The sequence below is a fragment of the Paenibacillus sp. alder61 genome, assembly GCF_020179875.1.
Taxonomy (GTDB): Bacteria; Bacillota; Bacilli; order Paenibacillales; family Paenibacillaceae; genus Fontibacillus; species Fontibacillus faecis.
In genome coordinates, this window is record NZ_JAIUDG010000003.1 from 207,700 (window position 1) to 232,305 (window position 24,606).

At 54.9% G+C, this 24,606-nt stretch carries 16 protein-coding genes; 1 reads left to right on the forward strand and 15 read right to left on the reverse strand.

Annotated elements, in window-relative coordinates; genetic code table 11:
• Positions 1 to 117: 117 nt before the first annotated feature.
• From rnr to secG, 14 genes are all read right to left on the reverse strand, one after another.
• Complete coding sequence (gene rnr, locus LBW89_RS04490) at positions 118 to 2,751, reverse strand: ribonuclease R (protein WP_225038680.1); 2,634 nt, start codon at positions 2,749 to 2,751, stop codon at positions 118 to 120.
• Between the two features lie 190 nt (positions 2,752 to 2,941).
• Positions 2,942 to 5,308, reverse strand: coding sequence for an ABC transporter permease (locus LBW89_RS04495; RefSeq protein ID WP_148454769.1), 2,367 nt, complete (start codon positions 5,306 to 5,308; stop codon positions 2,942 to 2,944).
• The gene (locus LBW89_RS04500; RefSeq protein WP_148455853.1) at positions 5,305 to 5,988 is read right to left on the reverse strand and encodes an ABC transporter ATP-binding protein; all 684 of its coding nucleotides are present in this window, start codon (positions 5,986 to 5,988) and stop codon (positions 5,305 to 5,307) included. Before LBW89_RS04500 ends, LBW89_RS04495 begins: the two co-directional genes overlap by 4 nt.
• Positions 5,989 to 6,083: 95 nt before the next feature.
• Complete coding sequence (locus LBW89_RS04505) at positions 6,084 to 7,334, reverse strand: sensor histidine kinase (RefSeq protein ID WP_225038627.1); 1,251 nt, start codon at positions 7,332 to 7,334, stop codon at positions 6,084 to 6,086.
• Positions 7,335 to 7,344: 10 nt separating this feature from the next.
• Positions 7,345 to 8,043 carry a response regulator transcription factor gene (locus LBW89_RS04510; RefSeq protein WP_148454765.1) on the reverse strand — a complete coding sequence of 233 codons (699 nt, stop codon included), beginning with the start codon at positions 8,041 to 8,043 and terminating at the stop codon, positions 7,345 to 7,347.
• Positions 8,044 to 8,085: 42 nt separating this feature from the next.
• Complete coding sequence (locus tag LBW89_RS04515) at positions 8,086 to 10,866, reverse strand: insulinase family protein (protein ID WP_148454763.1); 2,781 nt, start codon at positions 10,864 to 10,866, stop codon at positions 8,086 to 8,088.
• The gene (locus tag LBW89_RS04520; RefSeq protein ID WP_148454761.1) at positions 10,863 to 11,810 is read right to left on the reverse strand and encodes a radical SAM protein; all 948 of its coding nucleotides are present in this window, start codon (positions 11,808 to 11,810) and stop codon (positions 10,863 to 10,865) included. Before LBW89_RS04520 ends, LBW89_RS04515 begins: the two co-directional genes overlap by 4 nt.
• 3 nt (positions 11,811 to 11,813) lie before the next feature.
• Positions 11,814 to 13,178: a radical SAM/SPASM domain-containing protein gene (locus LBW89_RS04525; RefSeq protein ID WP_225038628.1), complete on the reverse strand. Its 1,365-nt coding sequence runs from the start codon at positions 13,176 to 13,178 to the stop codon at positions 11,814 to 11,816.
• 5 nt (positions 13,179 to 13,183) lie between these two features.
• The gene (locus LBW89_RS04530) at positions 13,184 to 14,638 is read right to left on the reverse strand and encodes a radical SAM/SPASM domain-containing protein (protein ID WP_225038629.1); all 1,455 of its coding nucleotides are present in this window, start codon (positions 14,636 to 14,638) and stop codon (positions 13,184 to 13,186) included.
• Between the two features lie 22 nt (positions 14,639 to 14,660).
• On the reverse strand, positions 14,661 to 15,968 hold the full coding sequence (locus LBW89_RS04535) for a radical SAM/SPASM domain-containing protein (protein ID WP_225038630.1): 1,308 nt from the start codon (positions 15,966 to 15,968) through the stop codon (positions 14,661 to 14,663).
• 24 nt (positions 15,969 to 15,992) lie between these two features.
• The gene (locus LBW89_RS04540) at positions 15,993 to 17,327 is read right to left on the reverse strand and encodes a radical SAM/SPASM domain-containing protein (protein WP_170287123.1); all 1,335 of its coding nucleotides are present in this window, start codon (positions 17,325 to 17,327) and stop codon (positions 15,993 to 15,995) included.
• Positions 17,328 to 17,537: 210 nt separating this feature from the next.
• Positions 17,538 to 17,666 carry a hypothetical protein gene (locus LBW89_RS27440; protein ID WP_263639022.1) on the reverse strand — a complete coding sequence of 43 codons (129 nt, stop codon included), beginning with the start codon at positions 17,664 to 17,666 and terminating at the stop codon, positions 17,538 to 17,540.
• 171 nt (positions 17,667 to 17,837) lie between these two features.
• Positions 17,838 to 19,565 carry an ABC transporter ATP-binding protein gene (locus tag LBW89_RS04545; RefSeq protein ID WP_225038631.1) on the reverse strand — a complete coding sequence of 576 codons (1,728 nt, stop codon included), beginning with the start codon at positions 19,563 to 19,565 and terminating at the stop codon, positions 17,838 to 17,840.
• A 276-nt stretch (positions 19,566 to 19,841) separates the two neighbouring features.
• Positions 19,842 to 20,075 (reverse strand): preprotein translocase subunit SecG, encoded by a 234-nt coding sequence (secG, locus tag LBW89_RS04550; protein WP_148454749.1) that lies wholly within the window; start codon positions 20,073 to 20,075, stop codon positions 19,842 to 19,844.
• A gap of 250 nt (positions 20,076 to 20,325) precedes the next feature.
• Here secG and LBW89_RS04555 point away from each other — a divergent pair, with 250 nt between their 5' ends.
• Positions 20,326 to 22,353: a methyl-accepting chemotaxis protein gene (locus LBW89_RS04555; protein WP_148454747.1), complete on the forward strand. Its 2,028-nt coding sequence runs from the start codon at positions 20,326 to 20,328 to the stop codon at positions 22,351 to 22,353.
• Positions 22,354 to 22,410: 57 nt separating this feature from the next.
• Here the strand turns inward: LBW89_RS04555 and LBW89_RS04560 are convergent, their stop codons facing one another.
• Positions 22,411 to 24,075: a glycoside hydrolase family 13 protein gene (locus tag LBW89_RS04560; protein WP_148454745.1), complete on the reverse strand. Its 1,665-nt coding sequence runs from the start codon at positions 24,073 to 24,075 to the stop codon at positions 22,411 to 22,413.
• Positions 24,076 to 24,606 lie beyond the last annotated feature (531 nt).

Genomic DNA, 24,606 nt, shown 5'->3' on the forward strand with positions numbered 1-24,606 from the left:
GATTTTACGGGGATAGATCTAAAGAAAATCTGAAGATACGGGGAGGGATAAAAACCTGTGATACATCAAAGGCCGGAGGCTCCGCAATGATGACGGAGTCCCCGGCCCGTGTTTGCCTTACTTTTTCTTCTTGCGGACGAATGCCGCGGTTCCGTTACCGCTGCCCTTGCTCTTTCCTTTGCCGCCCCGCTTCTTGCGCGGGGACGCTCCGCCCTCGTCGGCGCCAGCGCCGCCCGCGCCGATGAAGATGCCGCTCGCGGACGTCTTTTTGCGCCGCGAGCCCGATCCTGAGCCGCTGCCTTCTCCTGAGGAGCGATAGCCTCCGGAGTCGCGGCTCAGCGAGGCCGGCCCGGCGGCGTAGCCGCCCTTGCCGGAGCCAAACCCGAAGCTCACGGCCGGAGCGGCCCCGCCGCCCTCGGCCGTGTCGCTTCCGCCGCGGGCGGCGCGCTTGCCGCGTTTGCCGCCGCCTCCAGGCGCCGCCACCATCGCGGCGCCTTTCCCGGGCTTGCCGGCACCGGCACCGCCGCCGCCCTTGCCCTTGCCCCGCTTGCCGCCGCGCCCGGCCGCGCCCTCAAACCCGGCGCCGCCGTTTCCGCCTTCCCGGCGGCGCGGCTTCATGTCGACCAACTCGAAGTCGATCGTGTGGTCGTCCATATTGACGCGGGCTACGCGGATTTTCACCTCGTCGCCGATCCGGAAGATCCGCGACGTCCGCTCGCCGATCAAGGCCATATGCTGCTCATGGAAGTGGTAATAATCATCCGTCATCGTGCTGAGACGGATGAGTCCCTCAACCGTGTTCTCCAGCTCGATGAACATCCCGAAGCTCGTTACGCTGCTGATAATACCGGGGAATTCTTCCCCGACCTTATCCAGCATGAACTCCGCTTTTTTGAGCTGTTCCGTATCCCGCTCGGCCTCCACGGCCACCCGCTCCCGCTCCGACGATTGCTGCGCGATTTCCTGCATGCGGCTGGCGAGATACTCCATCCGCTGCTCCGGCAGGGCTCCGCCGTGTTCGATGACCTCCCGGATGATCCGGTGGATCACAAGGTCCGGGTACCGGCGGATCGGCGACGTGAAATGCGTGTAGAACTCCGCCGCCAGGCCGAAGTGGCCAGTGCTCTCGGCATCGTACTTCGCCTGTTTCATGGAACGAAGCATCATCGTGCTGATGACCGTCTGCTCCTTCGTGCCGTGGATATCCTCCAGCAGCGTCTGCAGGGCGCGAGGATGCACCTTATTGCCTTTTCCGCCCTTGACGGCATAGCCGAAGTTGGCTACGAAAGCCATAAAGTTCATCAGCTTCTCCTGGTCGGGATCTTCGTGAATCCGGTAGATGAACGGCACCTTCAACCAGTGAAAATGCTCCGCCACCGTTTCGTTCGCCGCCAGCATGAACTCCTCGATAATCTGCTCCGCGATCGAACGCTCACGCTTCACGATATCGACCGGCTTGCCGTTTTCGTCCACGATGACCTTCGACTCTTCAAAGTCGAAGTCGACGGCGCCCCGGCGCATCCGGTTGGCCCGCAGCTTCAAGGCCAGCTCGCGCATAAGCTGGAACGTCTCAACCAGATGGCTGTAACGCTCCGTTACTTCGGGATCCTCTTCTTGGAGGATTTTGCGCACATTGGTATAGGTCATCCGCTCCGTCGTGCGAATCACGCTCGTAAAAATATCATGCTTCACGACCTTCATCTGGTCGTTGAATTCCATTTCGCAAGACAGCGTAAACCGGTCCACCTTCGGATTCAGCGAACAGATACCGTTCGACAGCCGGTGCGGCAGCATCGGAATGACCCGGTCGACCAGATACACGCTGCAGCCGCGGTTGTACGCCTCCTGGTCCAGCTTGGAGCCTTCGCGCACATAGTAGCCGACGTCCGCGATATGGACGCCCAGCCGGATATGCCCGTTCGGCAGCCGCTCCACGTTGACCGCGTCATCGAGATCCTTGGCGTCTTCGCCGTCGATCGTCACGATGATTTTGTCGCGAAGATCGCGCCGCCCCTGCTTGGCGATTTCCGCCTCCTCGATCACGTCGGGCGCCTGCTGCGCCTCCGTCATAACTTCGTCGGGGAACGCCTCCGGCAGTTGGTGCTTGCGGATGATCGACAAAATATCGACGCCCGGGTCATCCTTATGCCCGAGGATCTCGATGACTTCACCCTCCGCGGCGGAGCGGCCTTCCGGATAATTAACGATCCGGGCGACGACCTTCTCCCCGTCCACGGCGCCGCCAAAAGCCTCCTGCGGCACAAAGATGTCCCGGTTGATCCGCTTGTCGTCCGGAATCACGAACCCGTAGGTCTCGTTGTGCTGGAACACCCCGACCACCTGGGTGATCGCCCGTTTTACGATCCGCACAACCTCGCCCTCGAGCTTGCCGCCGCCCGCGCTCTTGGAACTGATCCGCACCAGGACCGTATCGCCGTTCATCGCGCTCTTCAAATCGTTTGCGTGAATATAAACGTCGGGATGCTCCCGGTCATCGGGGATCAGGAACGCGAAGCCTTTCGCGTGGGCCTGAAGCCGTCCCCGGACCAGATCCATCCGCTCCGGCACGCCGTAGCGGTTCGTCCGGGTCAGGATGATTTGCCCTTCCTGCTCGAGCCGATTCAGCATCTTCAGGAATTCCTTGAACTCGGAAGCATCCGTAATCTGAAAATGCTCCTCCAACTCCTGATAGGTCATCGGTTTATACGCCGTCTCCCGCATAAATGCGAGCAGCTCTGCCTCTGTAATCAAATTCAAATAATTTCACCTCAAACCGGCTTGTCCTTTAAGCCCGGATGTTTTATATTCGTACAATCCAAGAACTTCCTATATACGTATATACCCTTAGTATACACGAATTTCACATCCGGCATCCGTTTATCCGGGAATCCGCAAACGACGAACAGGCTCGCCCGTCTGTAATAACGGGGGAGCCTGTTCGTTATAATGAACTTACCACTTCGGAAACGCTCATTTGCTTAATACGCTTTAACGGCCCGATCACCGACAACACCGTGACACCCAGGATAATGAAGAAGATCAGTAACATTTGCCCTGCAGGGAATCTCCAAATCAAATGAAGATCGGATAACACGCCGTGAATTAACGCCCTCTGCAGCAGCACGCCGAGCACCAGACCCGCCAAGGTCCCGGACAGCGAGTAGACGGCCGCCTCCGTGAGCACCATCCGGCTCAATTGCCCGCCGGACATACCCACCGCCCGCATTACGCCGAAATAACGTATTTTTTGGGCCACGCTTGTATTCATGGTATTCACAATGTTCAACACGCTGATTAGGCCGATCACCGCAACGAATCCGTAAATAAACACGGCCATCGTCATGAATGTCTGATCGTTCTCGGCGTTTCGCTGCCGGCTGTCCAGGTACTCCACATCCGGCGTTACCAGCCTTTTGATCTTATCCACGGTCCGAGTCTCCTCCCGCCCGTTCAGTTGGACATCGATCGCCCTGTACCCGGACTGTCCGGTCAGCTTCGGAAACTGCTTCTCCGTGGTTATGAACGCGGCCGACACGGTTTCGGACGAACTGAACGGAACCGTCCGCAGCACGCCCGTCACCTTTAATGACTGAACCCCTTGCGGCGTGTTTATTTTGACTTCATCTCCAACCTTGAGATTTAACGCCTCGGTTTTTCGGTTTTTGCTGAATATGGATACCACTGCAATGACGCCGTTCTCTTCGTCCATTTTCGCTTCCGACAACACCCCGTCGACAAGATCGTCCCTGGCCCAGCTCAACTGGGTTTGATCGTAGGAAATGAGCCACGATCTCTGGGGGCCCTCCGTCGGTTTTCGGTTATCGAAATCCGCTTCCGCATACCCCATCATCCGCCCGTAGACATGCTTGATCCCGTCCATGTCCGTCAAAGCGTCATACGTCTCTTTGCCGATCACGCCTTCCTTGGCCGTTAGGGAAATATCCGGCGTGTAAGGTTTGGTCGTCTTTATGCTCGTATGCATAAAATCAACCAAAACCTGAAAACCCAGGAACAACACGATGCTGATGGCGATGGAAGAAGCCATTAATACCAGTGTCTTTTTCTTCATCATGACATTATTGACCCCCAGCGCCAACTCCGCGCGGAACATCCGTGTCAGCAGACCCCGTTTCCGGCGTTTGCGCGGTTTGAATTCCTCGCTTCCGGTCACGGCGTTGACGGGGGAAATGCGGGATGCCTTTCGGGCCGGCAGCAGGGAAGCGATGTAGACCGTCAGGAAACCGACGACCACCCCGGCGGCGATCCCCAATACGCTTACGCTGAACAGCGGGATGTCCGCGAACAGCTCGTCATTATAGAACTTCAATATCGCCGAACACGCAAATGTAATGAGCATCCCGGCCAGCACCCCGAGCGGAATGGCCATCAGCGTGATCCTCAGCCCCTCCCGCCGGACCAGCTTACGGATCTGGGACGCCGACGCCCCGATACATCTTAGAAGACCGAACTGCCGCACGCGGTCCATGACCGAAATATTGAAGATATTGTAGATCATGACAACCCCGGCGATCAGTACAATAAAGAACAAAACCGCGCCGGTGGCGTACAAACTCATGACCATATCGCTGCCGCCCTGGCCGGTTACCGCCAGCAGCCGCGTGTTAAATCCGACCCGATCCTTGGGAATACCGAGGCGGTGTATGATATCTTTGGCGGCGTTGTTCACATTGACCCCATCCTTGAATTCGACCAGCAGGGTCACTTTCTTCTCTCCGCCAGCGATGGTCTCCGCCGCCGCGGCGGACAACAGGACCCCGGGCGAGCCCGAAGCCTTGCGGCTGCTAAGGTCACGATAAACCCCGCTCACCAAGAATTCCGTTTCCTTCAGGCCGGACAGGGCCACCTGTACCTTGTCGTTCAGCCCAGCATTCAGAAACAGCGGATCGGACGCCCACTGTTCGATCATGATCTCATTGGGCTTGACCGGAAAGCGACCTTCCAGCAGGCGGACATTCATATTTTCGGCGAACTGTTCGTCAATCGCTCCGAATTCGCTGTCCACCCCTTTCACCGTTCCCTCCTTCAGCCCGAACCATCTTCCCGTTCGCTCCACGTCGAGCCGGGCCGATACGCCCTCAATCTCCTTAGCCGTGGGTGCCTCGATCCCCAAATGATAGTTGCCGAAGTCATGAATCACCTGGGTTTTTTCGAATTTCAGCGCCACATCGAGCATGGAAAAAATCCCCGTCACCAGCGCGACCGAGATGGCCACGCTCGCCACCGTCAGCCGGGTTTTTCGCGGGTGCGCCGATAAGTACTTTCGCACCAGCCCCAAATAGCTCTTCATTGGCTATCGCCCCCCAGTTCGGTCACGATGCCATCCTCCACGTTCAGCACCCGGTCGGCGACGGAGGCGAAGCCCGGGTTATGCGTAATCATCACCAGCGTCTGGTTGTACCGCTCCACCGACAACCTCATCAGCTTGATGACATCCTTGCTGTTTCTTGTATCGAGATTTCCCGTCGGTTCGTCGGCCAAAATGATCTTCGGCTTCGCCGCCAAAGCCCGGCCGATCGCCACCCGCTGCTGCTGTCCGCCCGAGAGCTGGCTGGGCAAGTGATGCCTGCGTTCGGCGAGCCCCAGCAGGTTGAGAAGTTCCGTCAAATAATCGGCATCGGGCTTCTTGTGGTCCAGCAGCAGCGGCAGCGTCATGTTCTCCTCCACGTTTAACTCGGGTACGAGGTTAAACGCCTGGAACACGAACCCGATATTGCGTCTGCGAAAGACGGAAAGCTCCTTCTCCTTCATCCGGAACACTTCCCTGCCGTCCAGAACCACGCTCCCCGCGCTGGGGAAATCAAGCGCCCCCAGCAAGTTCAGGAGCGTGCTCTTTCCCGATCCGGACGGCCCGACAATGGATACAAACTCCCCCTTGTTGATCGAGAACGAAGCGTTTTTGAGCGCTTCGACACGGGTTTCCCCTTGACCGTACGTTTTACTTAACCCGTTTGCTTTTAAAATTTCCATCATGGCTATCCCCCGGTCTATGATTGGTTAAGATAAGAACTTGCGCCTGCCCCATCATGTTAAACGCGGGAGCTTACCGGCCGATGAAATTCCGCTTACAAATTCGTAAGCTTCGGGAGATGGATCGTAAATTTCGCGCCTTGTCCGGGCTTACTGTCCAGTGAAATAAATCCGCCGTGCATCTCGATGATCGTCTTGGCCAGACTAAGACCGATGCCGATGCCCTGCTTGTCCTGCGAAAAACGGCTGCGATAAAACGGCTTGAACAGAAAATTGGCGTCATCAGGATGCACCCCTTCTCCGCGGTCGGCTACCTCGATCTCCACCAGCAGCGGCGTTTCGGCAAGGCGCGCGGTGATTACGCCGCCCGGGGCGGAATGGTCGATCGCATTGGTCAACAGATTGCTGACGGCCTCCAGTAACCACTCGGGATCGCAGGTATAGGTGACCTGTCCGGCACTTTCAAGATCGAGCCGCTTCCGCTCTCGCTCCAGCCGGGTCTCCAGGCTGCCCGCCGCCCTGCAGATCAGCTCGTTTAACCGGACCGCCCGCATTTGCAGCTCAATAATACGAGCGTCCAGCCGGGCCATTTTCAACAAATTCGCAATCAACCGCTGCATCCGCTCCAATTCCTGTCCGCTTTTGTCGAGAAACCGGATCACCGTGGGATTGTCCACCAATTCTCCCTGCATGATTTCGTTGTACATAAACAGCGCGGACAGCGGGGTCTTGAGCTGATGGGAAATATGCGTCATCGTGTCTTTCAAGAACAAGCGGCTCTGCTGTTCCTTATAAAGATGGGTCTGGAGGGAGGCTATCATCGTGTTGATCGCCCCGGCCAACCTGGACAAGCTCCCCTCCTGGGTATCGTCGATCCGGGTCGACCTTCCCCCGTTCATGATGCGGTGCACTTCTTCCTGATACCGGTCGATCGTCCGGTACAAACGCTGGAGAAAACGCAGCACCGCAAGCATGGCGAGCACGCCGGCAATCGCCCAGGTCAGGCCGGCTCCGAGCGCATGAAGGCGGTATGATGACCAGACGGCCGGAAACAGCCGCATCGGCGTGCCAGCCGTGTAGCGGGCGTCCGCGAGAATCGCCCTCCCGGCCTCGGCATCCTCCGCCCCCGCCGCTGCGGTGAACAGCGATGCGATTTCCGCGCCGGTCAAGCCGGGATAAGCCCGCGTGATCCGCCCGGCCAGTTCGGCGTCCCGCTCCGTAAATACCCGCTGAATCCCGGTGGACTGACCGTAAACCAGCCATTGTCCCGCCAGCAAACCCGCTGCCCACACCAGCACCAACGTCAGCAGCACCGGCTTGACGCCTTTGTTGTTCAGTACGTCCATGGCCGTTCCTTTACTTCATGACATTCCATCGGTATCCCATCCCCCTGATCGTAGTTAAAAATTCCGGATTCTTCGGGTCATCCTCGATCTTCTCGCGCAGCCTGCTGATATAAACTGCCAGGGTGTTGTCGTCCACGTAGCTGTCGCGGCTGCCCCACAGCCTCTCCATCATCTGCTCCCTGGTCAACACGAGCTTCGGGTTGCGCATAAACAGGCAGAGCAGGCGGTACTCAGCCGCCGTCAGGTCCAGGTCGGTTCCGTCCTTGATCGCGCGCCCCTCCAGCAGCTTGACCGTGATTCCGTTGCTTTTCAAGATAGCTTCCTGTTCCGACGGAGGCTCGGAGCCCGGCCCGGAGCGCCGCCAGGCCGCATTCATTCGCGAGATCAGCTCATTCAGTTTCAGCGGTTTGGTCATATAGTCGTCTCCGCCGAGATCGAGCCCCATCACGACATTGGCTTCCTCGTCCAAAGCCGTCAAAAATATAACCGGCACCTCCGAAATTCTCCGAATTTCGCGACACAATTCGAAGCCGCTGCCATCCGGCAGCATAACATCGAGTAACACCATGTCAAACGAACCAGCCGCGATACACGCTTCCGCTTCGGCCACCCCGCGAGTCACGGTTACCTCGTACCCTTGCTTCTCCAGAAAATAACGCAAACCCTCGATCAGACTCAGATCGTCCTCCACCAGCAGTATTTTTTTCATAGACACCCTACCCTTGTACCAAAATGCCTACCTTGCCCGTCCCTATGGGATCAGCAGCTCGTCGATCGACGAGAACAAGCGGCTGTTATTTTTTACCTCCTTGCTATTTCCAATTATACAATAGCTTCCAGCTTCGGCCACCTTGTCCGCCAGATCTGCAACCCGGAGAAGTTCTTCCTCTTCGGCGGTGTCATCCGCTCTTCCTGCGAAGGCGGACGATCGCTCCTCCCGGTTCCCCGGGGAAGTTAACTGTTTTACGGTCTCCAGGTCATTCCAAGGTGTGCTTCGCATAGGCTGTGTCCTTCCGTGATGGAGCCGGGCGTAATCCGTCAGGGCGTTCCTGATTGCCGCTAGGTTCGTCCGTATATACTTCCCCGTACTGCGAAACGCCTCCAGGGTCGGCTCCAGATGGGGGGCCTTCATGGCGGCGAGGAGCAGGTGATTCTCGATGACGCTCATTTCGCAAGCGTACACGTCCAATCGTTGACGCAATACAGGAAGAAGGTAATGATCATTAACTAGTCCGCATAAAGCTTTTAGTCGCGGCGAAGCCTTCAGGCCGCTTCCCGTCAGGTCCGAGCACAACACCATTTGTTGGGTGGGACTGGCGGAAATAAAGCCCTCGCGCCGTCCGTGCAGCGCCTTAAACTCCATTCCCGAGGGCCAGGCACAACCTGGATCGAGGGAGCGCACCATCCGCTCGATCGGTTGCAAAACGCTCCGTAGATCGCGCGTATACACGCTGACAATGAGCCGGGAACGGGTGAAGACTACGGCTGCGATTTCGGCGAGACGCCGGGCGATCAAATACGGTCCGCCGGCCTCCCGCAATAAGGCGGAAAGGCTGCGGTAGAACGCAATGCCCCTTAGCGCGTCTTTTTGATGGCTGCAGCCGGACGTGTACGATAAGGCCCGCAGCAGGATTAAACTTCTGACATCGGTCATCAGGGTAAGGTCCAGGTTGGCTTTCATGATACTCAGCTCTCTTTCCAGCCGCAGGCCGTCCGCCAGTAGGGAGGGGGAGTCCATCATGCGGCGGCATTCGTGCAACAACCGGTCGAACCGGCTCAGCGAGTCTCCGGAAAGGCTCACCCGCAGAAAGGACCTTGCTTTCGCTCGTTCCTCGTCCTGGCAGGTGGTGCAGCTTACCCGGATTTCTTCCCCGAAACCGTGAGCGGATAACCACAGGTTCATCGAGCGCGCCAAAATAGTGGCCCACGCCCATTGACCGGCCTTTAAGTCGCTGATCTCAAAATAAAGATGACCATAATGTCCTCCTTCCAGTTGGGTATACATGTAGCCGGCAATTCCGGCTATGACCATTGGCTCGCATTCCGGCGGACGCTCAGGGGGTTCATTTGAAAGGCAGGAGGGAAATTGGACGGACAAAGGAAACGGGGGAGCGACGGTTCGCAGGGGTTGCGGAGCGGCATCCGCGGGGGCGGGAACACTGCTCGGCGAAACCGTAGCGGCGGCAGCCGGCGGCTCGGTGGCAGCAGTTTCGCCGCCATGGGCATCCCGACCCGGTTTAAGGCAGACGACCGCACAGCGGGAAGCGCGAAACTGCGTTTCGAAAAGCGCGCTCCAGCGTTGGCGGTCCGTCCGCTCCGCGCTTTCCCGGATGTAAGCGAAGGCGGGCAACCCGCCGAAATGCGCCTCCATGAGATAATGTCCCAGCTTTAGCAAGCCGGCCCGGCCTCTGCCCCGGTCGATTAGCCGGGCGATGTAATTGGGGATGTCCGTGCGTCCCGCCTCCGGGCCGATGCGATCGAGCAGCGCGGATGAATATCGGACGGCCTCCTCGCGGGCCTCGCCCGGACAGAAACCGTACATGAGCGCAAGATAGGGGCGGAGCAGCGAGTTTTTGAAGACTGCTTTGCATATCTTGCCGGGACAATCGGCCGCCAAGTCGTCCGTCGCCGCTTCGGTCAATCGCCTTTCCAGCCAGTAGTAAGCATTGTACTCCCCCTGGGTTTGGGGCTTGACCAACGGGTAATTGACGCCGATAAAATCATGCCCGCTTACGGATTCGTGGACGGCCGGATAGCGGCCTTCATAATATGGAATCGGCCGGCAAGAGACCGGGTCGGATACGCTGGAGACGGCGGAGACAGCGGAGGCGTTGGCGGCGTGCCGAAAACCTTCCGTGAAAAAGCGGTCTACCGCTTCCAATACCCCGTCGTAATCCAGGTTGCCGTAGATATACATGCAGCACCGTTCAGGGACGTAATACGTCTCGTGATACCCGACCACTTCTTCATAAGTCACCTTGACGATTTCCGCGGGTAACCCGCCGGCGATATTACCATGCACCGAATTAGGGTATAGCGTAAAAGGAGCTAGCTGAATCAGCCGATAAATCGGGGACGATAGCAAGTCCCTCACCTCGTTCAGCACGACGCCCCGAACAAACCGGCGTCCTTGATGCTCTTCGGCCCGCCATCCCTCGCGTAGAAAGATCGCTTTGTCGGCCTTAAAAGCGGGGGTGAAGATGCCTTTCAATACGAGCCGGATTTGCTCGAGCTCCCCCTGCTTCAGAATAAACTCGTAACTGGTTTTATCCTGATAGGTGGCGGCATACCGCCGGAGCCCCCGCAGCCCCTCGGGAGGCTCGGCGGCAATGCAATGCTCGACGATATGGGAGGCTCCCTTGTGATCGATGGCCGGAGTCCCCACCGTTATATTTACGGCGATTTCGGTGCTATGGCTGTCATGAAACAGCAGGAGGGTCATCCCGCTTTCGTGCCGGAATGCTCGCCCCTCCACTTCAACGCCGACCTGGTTCAGGCCGGTCTGCTCTATCAGCCGAAAATTCATATTCATCCCCTTGCGGCTCCATAGGCCGATTCCAGCCGTTCCACCACTTTGTCCAGCTCGGGCAGCCAGCGTTCATCCCGAAACAGTTCGTAGCAGGCGTGGCAAGTATCCACCAGATTCTCTTCCAGAGGAATCGGTATGTTATGCTCTTTGATGTAATCGTAGTAGGGCTGGACGCCGTGCTTGCGGATAAAACGGTTATGCCGGTCCTGTTCCGCCCGTTCGATGAGCGAAGCCATGGATTGCTCGGCGAGCGAACCCGTGAGCCGGCCGGGAACGTTCGAACACATGGACCCGCAGGGGTAGACGTTCCCCTCCGGAGTGACGATCAGCATGCCGCTGTCCCGGCAGGAAGTCATGGCCCGGTTTTCGCGGATAAAATCCTCTTTCCTGAACATCTCCCGCGCGCGGCCGATCGGATAGCAGGTCTGTTCCATCAGGATCACCCCGGTGGCGGCATCCTGAATATGCTCCAGCAGCCCTTTCAGACGGGAACTGTTCTTCAACGAGGTGCAGCCGAGCACGATCTTCACTTGCAGCTCCTTGGCCGCATTCAACACATTGGCGATATTCTCGTAAGGAATGTACCGGCCGTGGAACTCGTCGGAGCTGATCTTGATATGTCTGACCCCGACGTTTCGCAGCGCATCCAAGATGACATAAGCCCGGTCGAAGGAACTCCCCCAATAGCCATTGCTGGTCAAGGTGATATTCATGCCCAGGCCATTAGCGTAGCTGGAGAGCTCGAGAATTTCGTCCAGGTAGAGCAGCGGCTCTCCGCCGGCCACACCCAGCATTCGCATGCCCAGCTCCTTGCCTTCCCGGACGTAGCGCATCGCCTCCTCCAGTTCCATCTTCTCTTCCCGCTTCGGAGCGCAGTAATAAGTGCATATGTCGCAGGACGCACAGCAATTGTAGGTGTATAGCAACGCCAGCATATAATAAGACATCCGTTACCCCTCCTTAAGCTGAACCTTGCGTTTTTTCTTGAACGAATAATATTTCAGACCATATTCCGTGATCAACTTCGCGTACTCGCACATCACGGGATCGTCCCGGTCCAAATAACAGCCGCCTCCGCACAACCGTCTGGCCCAGCAGCCAAGGCATTTCTCCTCGGGCGCATATTTCCGCTGGAACCTTTCCCAATCAATACCGTCCCTTACGTTTCCGGCACGCTCCTCTGCCTGCCGCTCCGTAAAACTGCACTTGTATACTTCCCCTTCCGGCGTGAACTGCAGAGAGAACGCATTGAAATAGGTGCATTCACCTTTCAGCGACCTGTTGTCGATCGACTCGTACAGATCGGTAATCGAGCGGATAATTTTCGAGTTCCCTTGGCGCTCTTCTTCCTTCATCTGCTCCAGCAACCCGTCGAACTGTCTCCGCAACTCCCGCAGCGAAGACGGATCGAGCGCAAGCTCGGGCGAGTCGGATTTGACCGGGTCGACAAAAACATGATTAAACCCCATCCGCCAAAGGAACTCGACATCCTCCCTCAGGGAGTATACGCCCTGTTTCGTCAACGTCATTCTGGCGATCAGATTGTGATATCCCCGGCCGCGAATGGCCGCCAAATTTTTCGCGATGGTCCGGAATGTCCCGCCGCCGCTGCCGAACCTGCGGTGCAAGTTATGCGTATATTCTCCCCCGTCGATGCTGATGTTGACGTACATCCGGTTTTCTGCCAGCGCCCGCAAAATATCCTCGTCCAGAAGGGTCCCGTTGGTGGTAATGATGTAATGAATGCTCTTCCCCGCCTCCCGGGCCTTCCCGTTGATGTAGTCGACGGCATAAAGAAACGTCTTCTTGTTGAGCAGCGGCTCTCCGCCAAAAAAATTCACATTATACTTATCCGCTTGCCGTGCCGCGTATTTGAAAAAATAGTCAATGCACGCTTTCGCGGTCTCCTCCGACATCATCACTTTGTTCCGCAGCCCGTAGCCGCCGAAACAATACGCGCACTGCATATTGCAGCCCTCGGTTAGGGACAGCCACAGTTTCGTCAGCGCCTTCCCGGCAAACCAGTCATCCTTGCTCACGCGCTTGGGCTTCCGCACCTGAAGGCTTCGCGGCGCTGCCGGCGCGGTGCCGGTCGCGGACAGCTGAGACAGCACGCCAAGGCATTCTTCGATTTCCCGGAGATCATCCCCTTCCGCAGCGAGTACGCTCCTCGTCGCCCCCTCATCCAGGCCCGTGTTCATCAGCCGCACGGCGTCGTGAACCAGTCTGTTGGCGCCGTAAACCATCCCCGTGTCTGTATCGTACAGATAATATTGCCCGTCCGTCGTAAAAGGAAAATATTTCGGATCATGCATGGCGATCAGCTCCAATTGAAATATTGCTTGGCTTTTTCGGGACATTCCACCTGCATGCGGGCGTAGAACTTCAAACTCTGTTTCAACATAATTTTCGTTTTGGCACACCAGGCTTCGGCCGGGACTTCCGGATCGCCGGTGTAAATCTCGTTCTCGTAAGCGCAGCCGTCCCCGCAGTAAAGCTGGGCCCAGCATGCGGAGCACTTGGAAACGCGTTCCTTTTTGAAGCGGTTATCCAGCAGCGCCAACCCGGAATCTTGGATGCTTCCCAGTTTGTACTCGGGATTGCCGATGTACCTGTAACATCGATACGCATCCCCTTCCGGCGTGAATATAAAGGCCCCGTTCTGCCAAAGGAAGCAGGAATCGGAGAACTTCTTCTTATGAATCCTGCCCGCAAGTCTGACTAAGCCATGATAGGTATAAGGCTTGTCGTCCATAATATTGGCGAAGGTCATCGCCGCGAGCCTGCCGATCTGCTGCTCATATTCGGCAAAATCTTCATATTCGTAGATTTCGTCCTCATGAAACACCAAATTGGAATGCACCCGGTTGACCCCGGCCTCCCACAGCATCTCCACCGATGGCGTCAAAAAGGGGATGTCCCGCTTGCGGACCGTAATCTGCGAGGATAGCGGCGAGAACTCGCGTTTGAGCTCCGCTATATTTTGCAGAATGCGACCAAAGCTGCCCCGCCCGCTGGCGAAGGGCCGGTTCCTGTTATGTATCTTCTCGATGCCGTCGATGCTGATGCTCACAAGAAAGTCGTTGTCCTTGAACAACCGCAGCAGCTTGTCATTCAGGATCGTTCCGTTGGTCGTAATGTTGTACCGCACCCGGCCGCTATGACCGGACATCAACTGGTTGATGTATTCGACTGCGAAAAAAAGAACCTCCTGATTCATCAAAGGTTCCCCACCGAAAAAAGCGACATCAAACAGCTTTTGGTCTCTATTCAAATGAGCGTACCAATAATCGATGCACGCCTTGGCGGTTTCCCGGGTCATCAGCATGCGGCTGTGCCCGTAATCGCCGCCGTTGCCGAAACAGTAGGTACATCTCAAGTTGCAGTCATGGGACAAATTCAGCCATAAACAACCGCCGAAATACCCGTTTTGGGCGCTTTCGTATTTTTCATCGAACAGCTCGTAGATTTTATGTTTATGTTCCAAAAAACCCTGCCGGTTAAAATCTTGAATCGCCCCGACAGCCTCGTCGATTTCTGCTTCCGCATATTTGGGGGTTAGCAATTCTCTCAGCTTAACCAGATCCTCTTCCCCGTAAATGTCGTAAATGGGAGAGAGATTCAAAATATCGTAAACCAGCTCGCCGATTCGGGACATTACCCCGCTGCTTCCGTCAAATACGAAATACTCTTCACTCTCGGTGAAAGTCAAAAAAGGACTCGCCAGCGTCGCAGCCCGGCCTTCGGGGCCGGCAACGGCTTGTTCCGTTCTCACAGGGATCCTCCTCCTTAAAGCTTCAGTATTTGCTGAACTCAAAACCTTCCGCCTGGTGGACAAGTGCGTCATAGATGTATAATTTGAGCGAAAAGATATGGCGTTTCAGCTCGCATCGCAAAGCGCGCTGCTCCCGGTTGTCCCAGAGCTTGTCCGCCAGACATTCGCCTCCGCATAAATACCGGGCCCAGCAACCGTCGCATTCTCCTTCATCCGCCAGCCTTTGCTTCAGACCGTTAATGCTGGCCGGGTCGGCCCCCTGCTCGGTATCCCCTAGGCAATAGTCGTCCCACATCAACATGTCGCACGGATAAATTTTTCCGTCCGGAGAAAAGGCGACCCTGCGGTTGAGCGTGCTGCAAACCTGGAGCACCGGTCTGCGGGTATGAAGCTTGTTCAAGTCCTTCAGCAGCGGATAGCAGCCTACCCGTTCGCCGGAGATCAACTTATCGAGCAGCAAATCCGCGAGCTGATCGTATTCCCGTTTCAGCTCCTCGATTTGTTCGGGAGTGAAGCACATGTCCTTGCGATCGCTTTTGACCTCGGTGAAGTGAATGTAATTGACGCCTCGCGCGAACAGATGCCGGGCGATTTCGGACAGGTTCATATTGTAAGGGGTTACGGTAACATTAATGCGAATGATCTCGCGCTCATCCAACGCATCCCAACGCTTCATAATCGCGTCATAGGCGCTCCCCCCGCTTCTGTCCCCTCGCAGGAAGTCATTCGTGGCCCGGTCGTGACTGTCCAGACTGATGATATAAGCCACATCGTATTGATGAAGCAGCTCCAGCGCCCGCTCCGTGAGCAAGGTGCCGTTGGTGGTTGTGGCGAAGCGCATCGTCTTGTTCCGTTTCCCGGCTTCCCGGGTTCCGTAGCTGGCGACCTCCTCGAACACCTTCAAGTTCATCAGCGGTTCTCCGCCGATGATCGTGACCTTGAGCTGGTCGTTGTCGCCCGCGTGATCCAGCACATAATCGACGACCTCTCTCGCCCGCTCCCGGGTCATCGCCCCCCGCTTGCCATGGCTGCCGCCTTCGGCAAAGCAATATTTGCAGTTCAGATTGCAGCCGTAAAACACATTGATATCGCAGCCCGCAATGTTCAAATCCCGGTCCATGTAATCCGCCTGAGCGGCTTCGATCCGCCGCTTGGCTTCGGCATCGCGCTGGGCATAGCCGCGAAGCAGCGCCGCATTGCCGTCCTCTTCCGCGGCTCCCCGTTTCAGCCGTTCCACGGCATCCTCGACCTCGGGTCCGCACGCAAACATCATCAGCGAGTGGCGGAAGAAGAGATACGATTTATCCTTCACACGGATCGTCTCAAGCACGCTGTCCATCCCCCTTCTCGGCGATTAGCCCATCCGGTACGCCAACTTAAATAGCTGAGGTTCCTTCTCATGCAAAGTAGCATAGAGCTTTAAATTCTCCCAGATGACCATGCGGGTAAACTCGCAGGAAATGTCATAGGGAGTATTCAAATCGTTGCGGTACACCCAATTCACTTGCGAGCATCCCACGCACAGATGCCGTGCCCAGCACGCAGAGCATGCGGGAGGTTCCGGTTTGTCGTTATCGTACCTGCCCCAATCGATATCCGTATGGATGTTTCCGTAGTGAAACTTCGGGTCTTCAATCAACCTGTGGCATTTGTAAATCTCCCCGTCGGGCCCGACCATCAAGCTGTTTTTGGCGTAAAAAACACAACTGTTATACTGGTGGTTATGCATCGCTTTCGCGTATTTGGTCAAAGTGCCGACGTATCGTTTCCGCCGGTGGACGAGGTTGTCGTACACCTCCCGGGCCAATCGCTCCAATTGCGGTTTCAGGAGCTGAAGATCCTCCGCGGTAACCCTGAATCTGTCGTCGGTGGAGGAAACCAAATCAAAGTTGACATTGCTGATGCCCAAATCCCACAGACTGTGCACCGACTCGGCCAGCTTCGGAACATGCTCGTGAACCAGGGTCAATCGGGCCGTAATCGGCAGACCGCTTCCTCCCAGGCGCTCGACCGACTTGCCGATCCTGTCGAAGCTGCTGCCTTTGCCGGACGCAAACGGCCTCGATCGGTCCTGGATCTCCTTGTCCCCGTCAAGACTGATCGTAATGCGGAAATCATTGTCGGCAAACAGCCGAAGTAGCTCATCGTCCAGAATCGTCCCGTTCGTGGTCATGGCGTAGCTGACATTCGCCCGGTCGCCGAGCATGCCGTTAATATAACCGACGGAGAACATCAGCACCCGCTTGTTCATCAAGGGCTCCCCGCCGAAAAAGACGATCCTGTACTCGTCCGCATCCTTGTCCGCCCGGGCATACCAGTAGTCGATAATTCGTTTGGCCGACTCGACCGTCATCAGCTTTCTCCGGCCTCCGTAGGCCCCACCGCTGCCATAGCAGTAAACGCATCGCAGGTTGCAATCATGCGAAATGTTCATCCACAGGGAATTCAGTACCTTTCCTCCCGCCCAAGCTTCCGGGGAAACCTTGCCGTACTGTGCCGCTTGTTTCCGCCGCTTCCTGTCCATTTTCGCCGCCCACTGCCGCAACAACTCCAACTGTCCGCGGACCAGCTCCTCCGAATAACGGCCGCCCAGTTCACGGCACGCCTTCTCGGCGTCAGAACCGTCCAGCCGATGGGCCAGCTCAAACAGCAGGTCGGAGTGTTCGAACAAAGCCGTCAATTCAGGCATAAAAATATACCTGGTCCCGCTGTAGTTATGCAGAGTGCATACCTCAGAATCCATGGTATTTATCATATGGGCTGCCGTTGTCCGGCTTCCCTCCCTAACCCGTATTATGGGAACCGGCTTCAACCGGCGGGTTGTCATCACCGATTGAAGCCGTCCATCAAAAAAACAACTGCTCATTTTGCCAAAAAAAGTGGAAACGATCTGCTTGAATTAATGATAAGTCGGATCACAAACGCCTACACAATCATCACAGACATCATCAGAGCCGCACAAAATCCATTCGTTCTTGTCCTCGTTGATTTCCTCGTTAATCGGTTTGATCAGCGCGTTTTCTTTCATGATCATTTCTCCTCCTTTGATTTTTGGAACGATTGAAGCAAGTTGTTCGACAGAGCGACATGGAAAGTTATCTATCTCTTCTGGCCAGTGAAAGAAATAACTTTCACAAACAAATATTACCAAACTCAGTCTACTATTTCAACCCTTTTATACTATTTTTTTGATATAAAGTTATATTATTACATTTTCTCCTCTCTCGTTTGTCGGGACGTTTGAACGGATTGCGGCGGTGTGATATCGGGTGAATTCCCAATAATCGGCGAATTCGGTGAGATGCCCGTCTTCCAGATAAAATAATCTGTCGGCGTTCTCAATTGTATACAGTCGATGGGCGATTACGATAACCAACCGATCCTCCGCAATCTCATCGAGCAGCTCCGTGATGATCCGTTCATTCTCCGGATCCAGAGCCGAAGTAGGCTCGTCAAAAATATAAAGAGACGGATTTCTGACCAAAATTCGGGCTATGGCCACCCGTTGTCTTTCTCCGCCGGACAGATTGATGCGCTCATTGATGATCGTATGGTAGCCCTGATCGAGTGAGGCGATTTTCGCATCGAGCTTTAATTTTCGGCATGCCTCCTTTATCGCTTCGTCTGCGATATCTGCATCTCCACACCGGATATTGTCCAGAATACTCACGTTATATAAATCGATTTCTTGCGATATATAGCCGATTTGCTCTCTTAGCCGGGCTACGCCGATATGTCCGATATCCCGCGAGTTAATGATGATCTCCCCGCGTTGCGGGGCGTAAAGGCCAAGGATAAGCTTGATCAGGGTGCTTTTTCCGCCGCCGGAAGGGCCTATAAAGGCAAACTTGCCCCGACCGGGCAGATGGAAACACACTCCGTTCAAAATCTTGCTGTTCCCATAGGCAAAATGTACGTCTTTGAACCGGATATCGGCGATTGGACCGACCGGCCGTCCATCTCCCCAATCCTCGGCGGGCAGCTCGTCATACTCGGCGATCCGGTCGAGGATAGGAACGATCCGCTGATATTCAATATAGCTGTTGATTAGCTCATTAACGGGGCTGATAAGCTGCTGGATATAGATGCTCAGACTGATGACGGCCCCAAGGGTCAAGTTCGTGCTCATGACCAGCCAGGTGCCATAGCCGTACGTAATCGACAGACACACGACCATCAGCAAAGAAGACAGGTTATTCACCAGAGTGATATACAGGGCGTAACGCCGGTTGTCATTCAAACTTTTGCTTAAGATGAGGTCAAAACGGGAGAGAAAGTAACTTTCGGAGAGAAACGTCTTGATCGTGGCAATGGAAGCGACCGTTTGCGATACGGCCACACACATGGCGTCGTTATTTTGCTGAATATCCAGGGAGATTTTTCTGAATTTGTGCTTGACAGTGAACTTCAGGGCAAAAAACAGCGCATAGACCCCGAGAATCAGCAGGCTGATCCGGGCAGACATCATAAACATGCCGGCCAAAATCATAACAATCATGAATACATCCTTTATCAAAGAAATGAAAATGCTGCCGATAAACTTGCTGACCCCTATGCCATCATTGACGATACGGGAGACCACTTCCCCACCTTTCGCCGTATCGAAAAAGGTCATCGGAGCCCGCAGTACACTGCCGTACAATTTGGTCCGCAAATCATAGGTAATTTTCTCGGTGATGGTTCGAAACAGGTAATCCTTCGCGAAGCCCAATGTCGGCTGACAAGCCATCACCGCTACAAATATGCCGATGCCCGCGAGCAGTCCTTCCCGGGAGCGGTTGGGCAGCACATCGTCGATCAGATACCGGGAAGCCAGGGGAGTGGCAAAAACACACAGCGTGTAGAGGACGGTCAACAGCAGACCGAGCAGTTCGAGGCCCAGATATGGCTTAATCAGGATAAAGATTTTTCTCGAAATCTTATTCATCACAACAACCCCGCTATCTGTTTGAATTTGGAGAGGTTAAATGAATTCCCTGTATTTTCCTTCTTCCTTAGATTAATGCAGTTGTTATAACAAGAACAAGTATTTTAACAAAATTGCCTTTTTTATCCTCACAGGATACATCAGGCATGCGTCACATCACGGCAGGGACGCCTTTCCGATGATCCCCATTGACCGTTCCGAGCCTTCGCCTTTTACCACGCACAAAAAAGCCCCGCTTCCTGACGGAAACGAGGCCCTGATCTCATCTTTAATTCATTAATTGGCGACAACGGCTACGACGATCGATAGTACGAAAAAGCCTACCGCCAATCCGACGGTTACCCGTTCCAATACGAGCTCCATGCCGCGTGCCTTGGTCTTGCCGAAAAGATGTTCCGCTCCTCCGGAGATGGCACCGGAAAGACCTGCGCTCTTCCCTTTTTGCAGCAGAACGACCGCAATCAGACCGATGGAGAAAATAACGAGCAGCACTTCCAAAAACATATTCATCCAAATCCACCTCCTAAGTGGGAATACATACTATATAAAACACAGTATTTATATTTTATCACACCCTACCATGATTAACAACTCCGCTAGACAAGTAACTAAGTTTTGAAAAATTCAATGCCTTTTGTCATTATTTGCTGGAAATTGCCGAAAATAGGACCTTTAAGTTTCTCACGATTGTACCAAATATACCCTATTTTTTCATGATACCATTAGTTATATAATTCACAAGACTCATGGAGGTCAGTTTATGTCCACAAGCAAAATCCCAGCTCAGGCCCGATTTGCCGTTAAGGGGAGAGGTATGCCTTTTCAAACCAAATTGCTAATCATCATTCTCGCGGTTTCCCTCCTGCCCCTACTTGCCGCCAACACGTTCCTAATCGACTATTTCGGCCGGGAAACGAAGGACAACGCCGAGAAAATGGCGCAAAAAACGTTGGAGCTCAACATCTCGAAAATTGACGAATGGATGCAGTCCAAAATTTCGGCCGTGGAGGAATTAATCAAACAAAATTCTCAATTTCAACATGTCCAGGCTGACACGATTTTTCCGATATTAAATATTTTGGAACAAAGCGATACCCAATCGGAGGGCTATAGCCTGATTGATCAAGGCGGTACACTCACGAATATGCAGAACATGACGGCGGACATGTCGAAGAGCGATTATTTTGTGAGAGCCAAACAAACCAAGGCCCCGGCTATTGCCGAGATGTCCTATCTCGAACCGTTGAACAAATACATCATCCCGGTGGTTGTGCCGATTAACGATAAAAGCGGCGAGTTCCTCGGCGGAGTCGCCTTCTCGGTCACGCCCGACATCCTCACAGAGCAGAGCAACAGCATTCACCTCGGCAAAACCGGCTTAGGCTATTTCGTTTCGGATACCGGCGTCTACTATAGTTACCCGGATGCGGAACGCTTCGGCAAGAATATGAAGGATTACGCCAAAAGCTCCGGAGAAAAGCTGGCCGCCGAGCGTATTTTGGGCCAAAACGAAGGTTCAATCACTTACAAGGACGACTCAGGCAAAGAGATGATCGCTTACTTTGGAACCGTTCCTACTACCCAATGGAAAATGGTCATTACCGTTCCGAAGAGCGAGATCATGGCTGAGGTTTATCAAGCCCGGACGCTGTCCATTGTCCTGGTCGTTGCCGTTATGGCGCTCGTGGTCATCGTATCCGTAATTTTGGCCAAGCTGGTGGTGAAGCCGCTCCTTGCCGCCTCCCACGTCGTCAAAAGAGTTGCCGAAGGGCATCTGGATGAGCGGGTCACCGTTAAATCCCGAGATGAAATCGGCCGGATGAGCGAGAATATCAATTTAATGATCGATTCGTTATCCGGTATGGTGCAGCAAATCCATCAGACCGTCGGCCGGGTCGCCACCTCCTCGGATGAACTTGCAGCCGCATCCCGCAAGTCGGCGCAAGCCGCCATGAATATCCAGACGGATATTCAACATATGGCGAACGGATCCGCGTCCCAAGTCCAAGGTGCGGAGCAGTCGGCCCGGTCCACGGAAGAAATGGCTATCGGCGTTCAGAAGATTGCCGAGGCGGCCGGTACGATATCGGAGCAAGCCGAAACGGTGTCGAGCGAAGTCGAATTCGGTTTTGTCGAAATTCAGTCCGCCATTGAGCAGATGAACATCATTCGTCAATCGGCGGACCAAACCGCGGCGGATGTCGAACAATTCGTCAATCGCTCCAAGGAAATCGAACAGATTGTCGATGTCATTTCCGACATTTCCAATCAAACCGCGCTCCTATCCTTAAATGCTTCCATTGAAGCCGCGCGTGCCGGAGAGCATGGGCGCGGATTCTCGGTCGTTGCCGGGGAGGTTAAGAAGCTGGCGGAGCAGACCAGCCAGTCTATTTCACATATCGTCGAGTTGATTCAGTTCATCCAACATTCCAGTGCTCAGGTAACGGGATCCATGAGAAACAACATCACCGATATTTATAACGGAATAGACCGAATGAAAAAGGTCGGGGACTCGTTTGACCACATCCGCCAATCGATCCGTCAAGTCTCCACGCAAATGCAGGATGTTTCGGCGACGACCGAGCAAATCTCGGCCGGCACCGAGGAGATTGCCGCCACCATGGGCGAAATGCTGACGGTGGCGCAACAATCGGCGGAGAGCGCCCTCTCGGTAGCGCAATCCTCCACGGAACAGTCGGCAATTATGGAAGGGATCGAGAGCGCGGCGCAGAACCTCAATGTGATGATGAACGACTTGAAGGAACAGATTCAGGTTTTTAAATCCTAATCCTATGTGTAAAAACAAAAGCAGCCTATCCTAGAGTGAGGATAGACTGCTTTTTGCTTAAAACAATTTGTAAACCCGTGCCTCATAAGGACGCAGAGTCAATTGGTGGAAGTCCTCTTCGGCGGACACCTCGTAGTTGCTGATCAGCACTTCCCGGGTTTCATGCGCAATACGTTCGCTTAGCGCGAACTCCGCCGGTTTTTCATAAAAGTTCAAGATAACCAGCAGGCGTTCCTTATTCAAAGTACGGACAAAAGCATATACTTGCTCATCCTCCGCATTCAGCAGCTTATAATCACCGTATACGATGATCTCGTGCTTTTTCCGCAGCTCGATTAAATTCCGGTAGTAATGCAGGACGGAGTTCGGGTCGTTCAGCGCCCGCTCCACGTTGATTTCTTTGTAGTTCGGGTTCACGGCGATCCACGGCGTACCGGTGGTGAATCCGGCTTGCTCTTCCCCGTTCCACTGCATCGGTGTCCGGGCGTTATCGCGCCCTTTGGCGTAGATCGACTTCAGAATATCTTCCGACGCGTGGCCTTTGTCGAGATACTCCCGGTACATATTGAGCGTTTCGATATCCTTGTATTCCTCGATCGTCTCAAATCGTACGTTGGTCATCCCGATTTCTTCCCCCTGGTAAATGTACGGGGTCCCTTGGAGCGTGTGCAGTAAGGTGGCCAGCATTTTGGCGGAAACGTTATGATGCTCGCCGTCGTGCCCGAATCGCGATAGCAGGCGGGGTTGATCGTGATTGTTCAGGTAAATGCTGTTCCAAGCCTTGCCATGGAGCCGGGTCTGCCAGCGGCTGACGATCTCTTTGAACTTGGTCAGCTTCCAGGGCAGAACCTCCCATTTACCGCTCGGCCCCGAATCGATGCCCATCAGTTCGAACTGGAACACCATATTCAGTTCTCCGCGGTCATCGCCCGCAAATAGAACCGCGTCCTCCGGCGAGACGTCGATCGTTTCGCCCACCGTCATGATGTCGTACTTGGACAGCACTTCCCGGTTCATCTCCTGCAAAAATTCATGAACCCGCGGCCCATTGATATAATGCTCGCCGCCCCCCGATCCGTCAGCCGTGTCCGGTAGCCCCGGCACTTTGGAGATCAGGTTGATGACATCCATCCGGAAGCCGTCGATCCCTTTGTCCAGCCACCAGGTCATCATGTCGTACACTTCGCGCCGGACCTTCGGATTCTCCCAGTTCAGATCCGGCTGCTTGGTCGAGAAAAGATGCAGATAATATTCGTCCGTCTGCGCATCGTACTGCCAGGCCGGCCCGCTGAAGAAAGAGAGCCAATCATTGGGCTCGCGGCCTTCTTTGCCCGGGCGCCAGATATAGTAGTCGCGATACGCGTTGTCCTTGGACTTGCGCGACTCCACGAACCAGGCATGCTCGTCGGAGCTGTGGTTCACGACAAGGTCCATGATGAGCTTCATCCCTCTCTCATGCAGCCCGGCAAGCAGCTCCTCCCAATCCGCCATCGTGCCGAATTCGCCCATAACGCCTTGGTAGTCGCTGATATCGTATCCGTTATCGTCGTTCGGCGATTCGTAAACCGGACACAGCCAAACCACATCGACCCCCAACAGCTTGAGGTAATCCAGCTTGGAGATAATCCCGCGCAAATCCCCGATCCCATCCCCATTGCTGTCCATAAAACTGCGGGGATAGATTTGATACACAACGCTTTCTTTCCACCATTTCTTCACCATTTCGCTTCGACTCCTCTCGCAGATGCGTTCGTTTTATCTTATTATTACCTTTTGCAGCCTTTATCCAGTTGCTGTTGCTGGTCACTTTTATGCGATCGCGATGCGGTCGCTCGATCCTGCCGTCATGCGGGCGGCAATCGTACCGTTGGCGGTCGTATCGTCATACAGGTGGTAACCGTGCCGTTGGCGGCCGTCTCGTCATACAGGTGGTAACCGTGCTGTCGCCATACTGTTGTCCTGCGGTCGCACTACCCTGCCGTCATACGGGCGGTGGCCGTGCCGTCGGCGGTCGTATCGTCATACAGGTTGTAACCGTGCCGTCGGCGGCCGTACGGACGTCCGGATCGTGCAGCATGTCGGCGGCGGTAGTGCCGTCTTATAACGTGGAGCCCGCCATTTGCCAACATCCAGTTAACGTAAACGTTTACGTTAAGTTCATGAGTTGTGCCCGACCCAGCATCGCCGCGAATTCGCGGCCGACCCTGATGTTCCCCGCCAATCCGGCTTCAGCCTCTAACCATCGAGCGTACT

Excerpts from the sequence above, each read along its gene's own strand:
- LBW89_RS04495 (WP_148454769.1), bottom strand. The coding sequence starts at position 5,308 with ATGAAGAGCTATTTGGGGCTGGTGCGAAAGTACTTATCGGCGCACCCG.
- LBW89_RS04500 (WP_148455853.1), bottom strand. The coding sequence starts at position 5,988 with ATGGAAATTTTAAAAGCAAACGGGTTAAGTAAAACGTACGGTCAAGGG.
- LBW89_RS04555 (WP_148454747.1), top strand. The coding sequence starts at position 20,326 with ATGTCCACAAGCAAAATCCCAGCTCAGGCCCGATTTGCCGTTAAGGGG.
- LBW89_RS04510 (WP_148454765.1), bottom strand. The coding sequence starts at position 8,043 with ATGAAAAAAATACTGCTGGTGGAGGACGATCTGAGTCTGATCGAGGGT.
- LBW89_RS04515 (WP_148454763.1), bottom strand. The coding sequence starts at position 10,866 with ATGAATATGAATTTTCGGCTGATAGAGCAGACCGGCCTGAACCAGGTC.
- LBW89_RS04520 (WP_148454761.1), bottom strand. The coding sequence starts at position 11,810 with ATGTCTTATTATATGCTGGCGTTGCTATACACCTACAATTGCTGTGCG.
- LBW89_RS04545 (WP_225038631.1), bottom strand. The coding sequence starts at position 19,565 with ATGAATAAGATTTCGAGAAAAATCTTTATCCTGATTAAGCCATATCTG.
- LBW89_RS27440 (WP_263639022.1), bottom strand. The coding sequence starts at position 17,666 with ATGAAAGAAAACGCGCTGATCAAACCGATTAACGAGGAAATCAACGAG.
- LBW89_RS04560 (WP_148454745.1), bottom strand. The coding sequence starts at position 24,075 with ATGGTGAAGAAATGGTGGAAAGAAAGCGTTGTGTATCAAATCTATCCC.
- LBW89_RS04525 (WP_225038628.1), bottom strand. The coding sequence starts at position 13,178 with ATGCATGATCCGAAATATTTTCCTTTTACGACGGACGGGCAATATTAT.
- secG (WP_148454749.1), bottom strand. The coding sequence starts at position 20,075 with ATGAATATGTTTTTGGAAGTGCTGCTCGTTATTTTCTCCATCGGTCTG.
- LBW89_RS04505 (WP_225038627.1), bottom strand. The coding sequence starts at position 7,334 with ATGGACGTACTGAACAACAAAGGCGTCAAGCCGGTGCTGCTGACGTTG.
- LBW89_RS04540 (WP_170287123.1), bottom strand. The coding sequence starts at position 17,327 with ATGCCTGAATTGACGGCTTTGTTCGAACACTCCGACCTGCTGTTTGAG.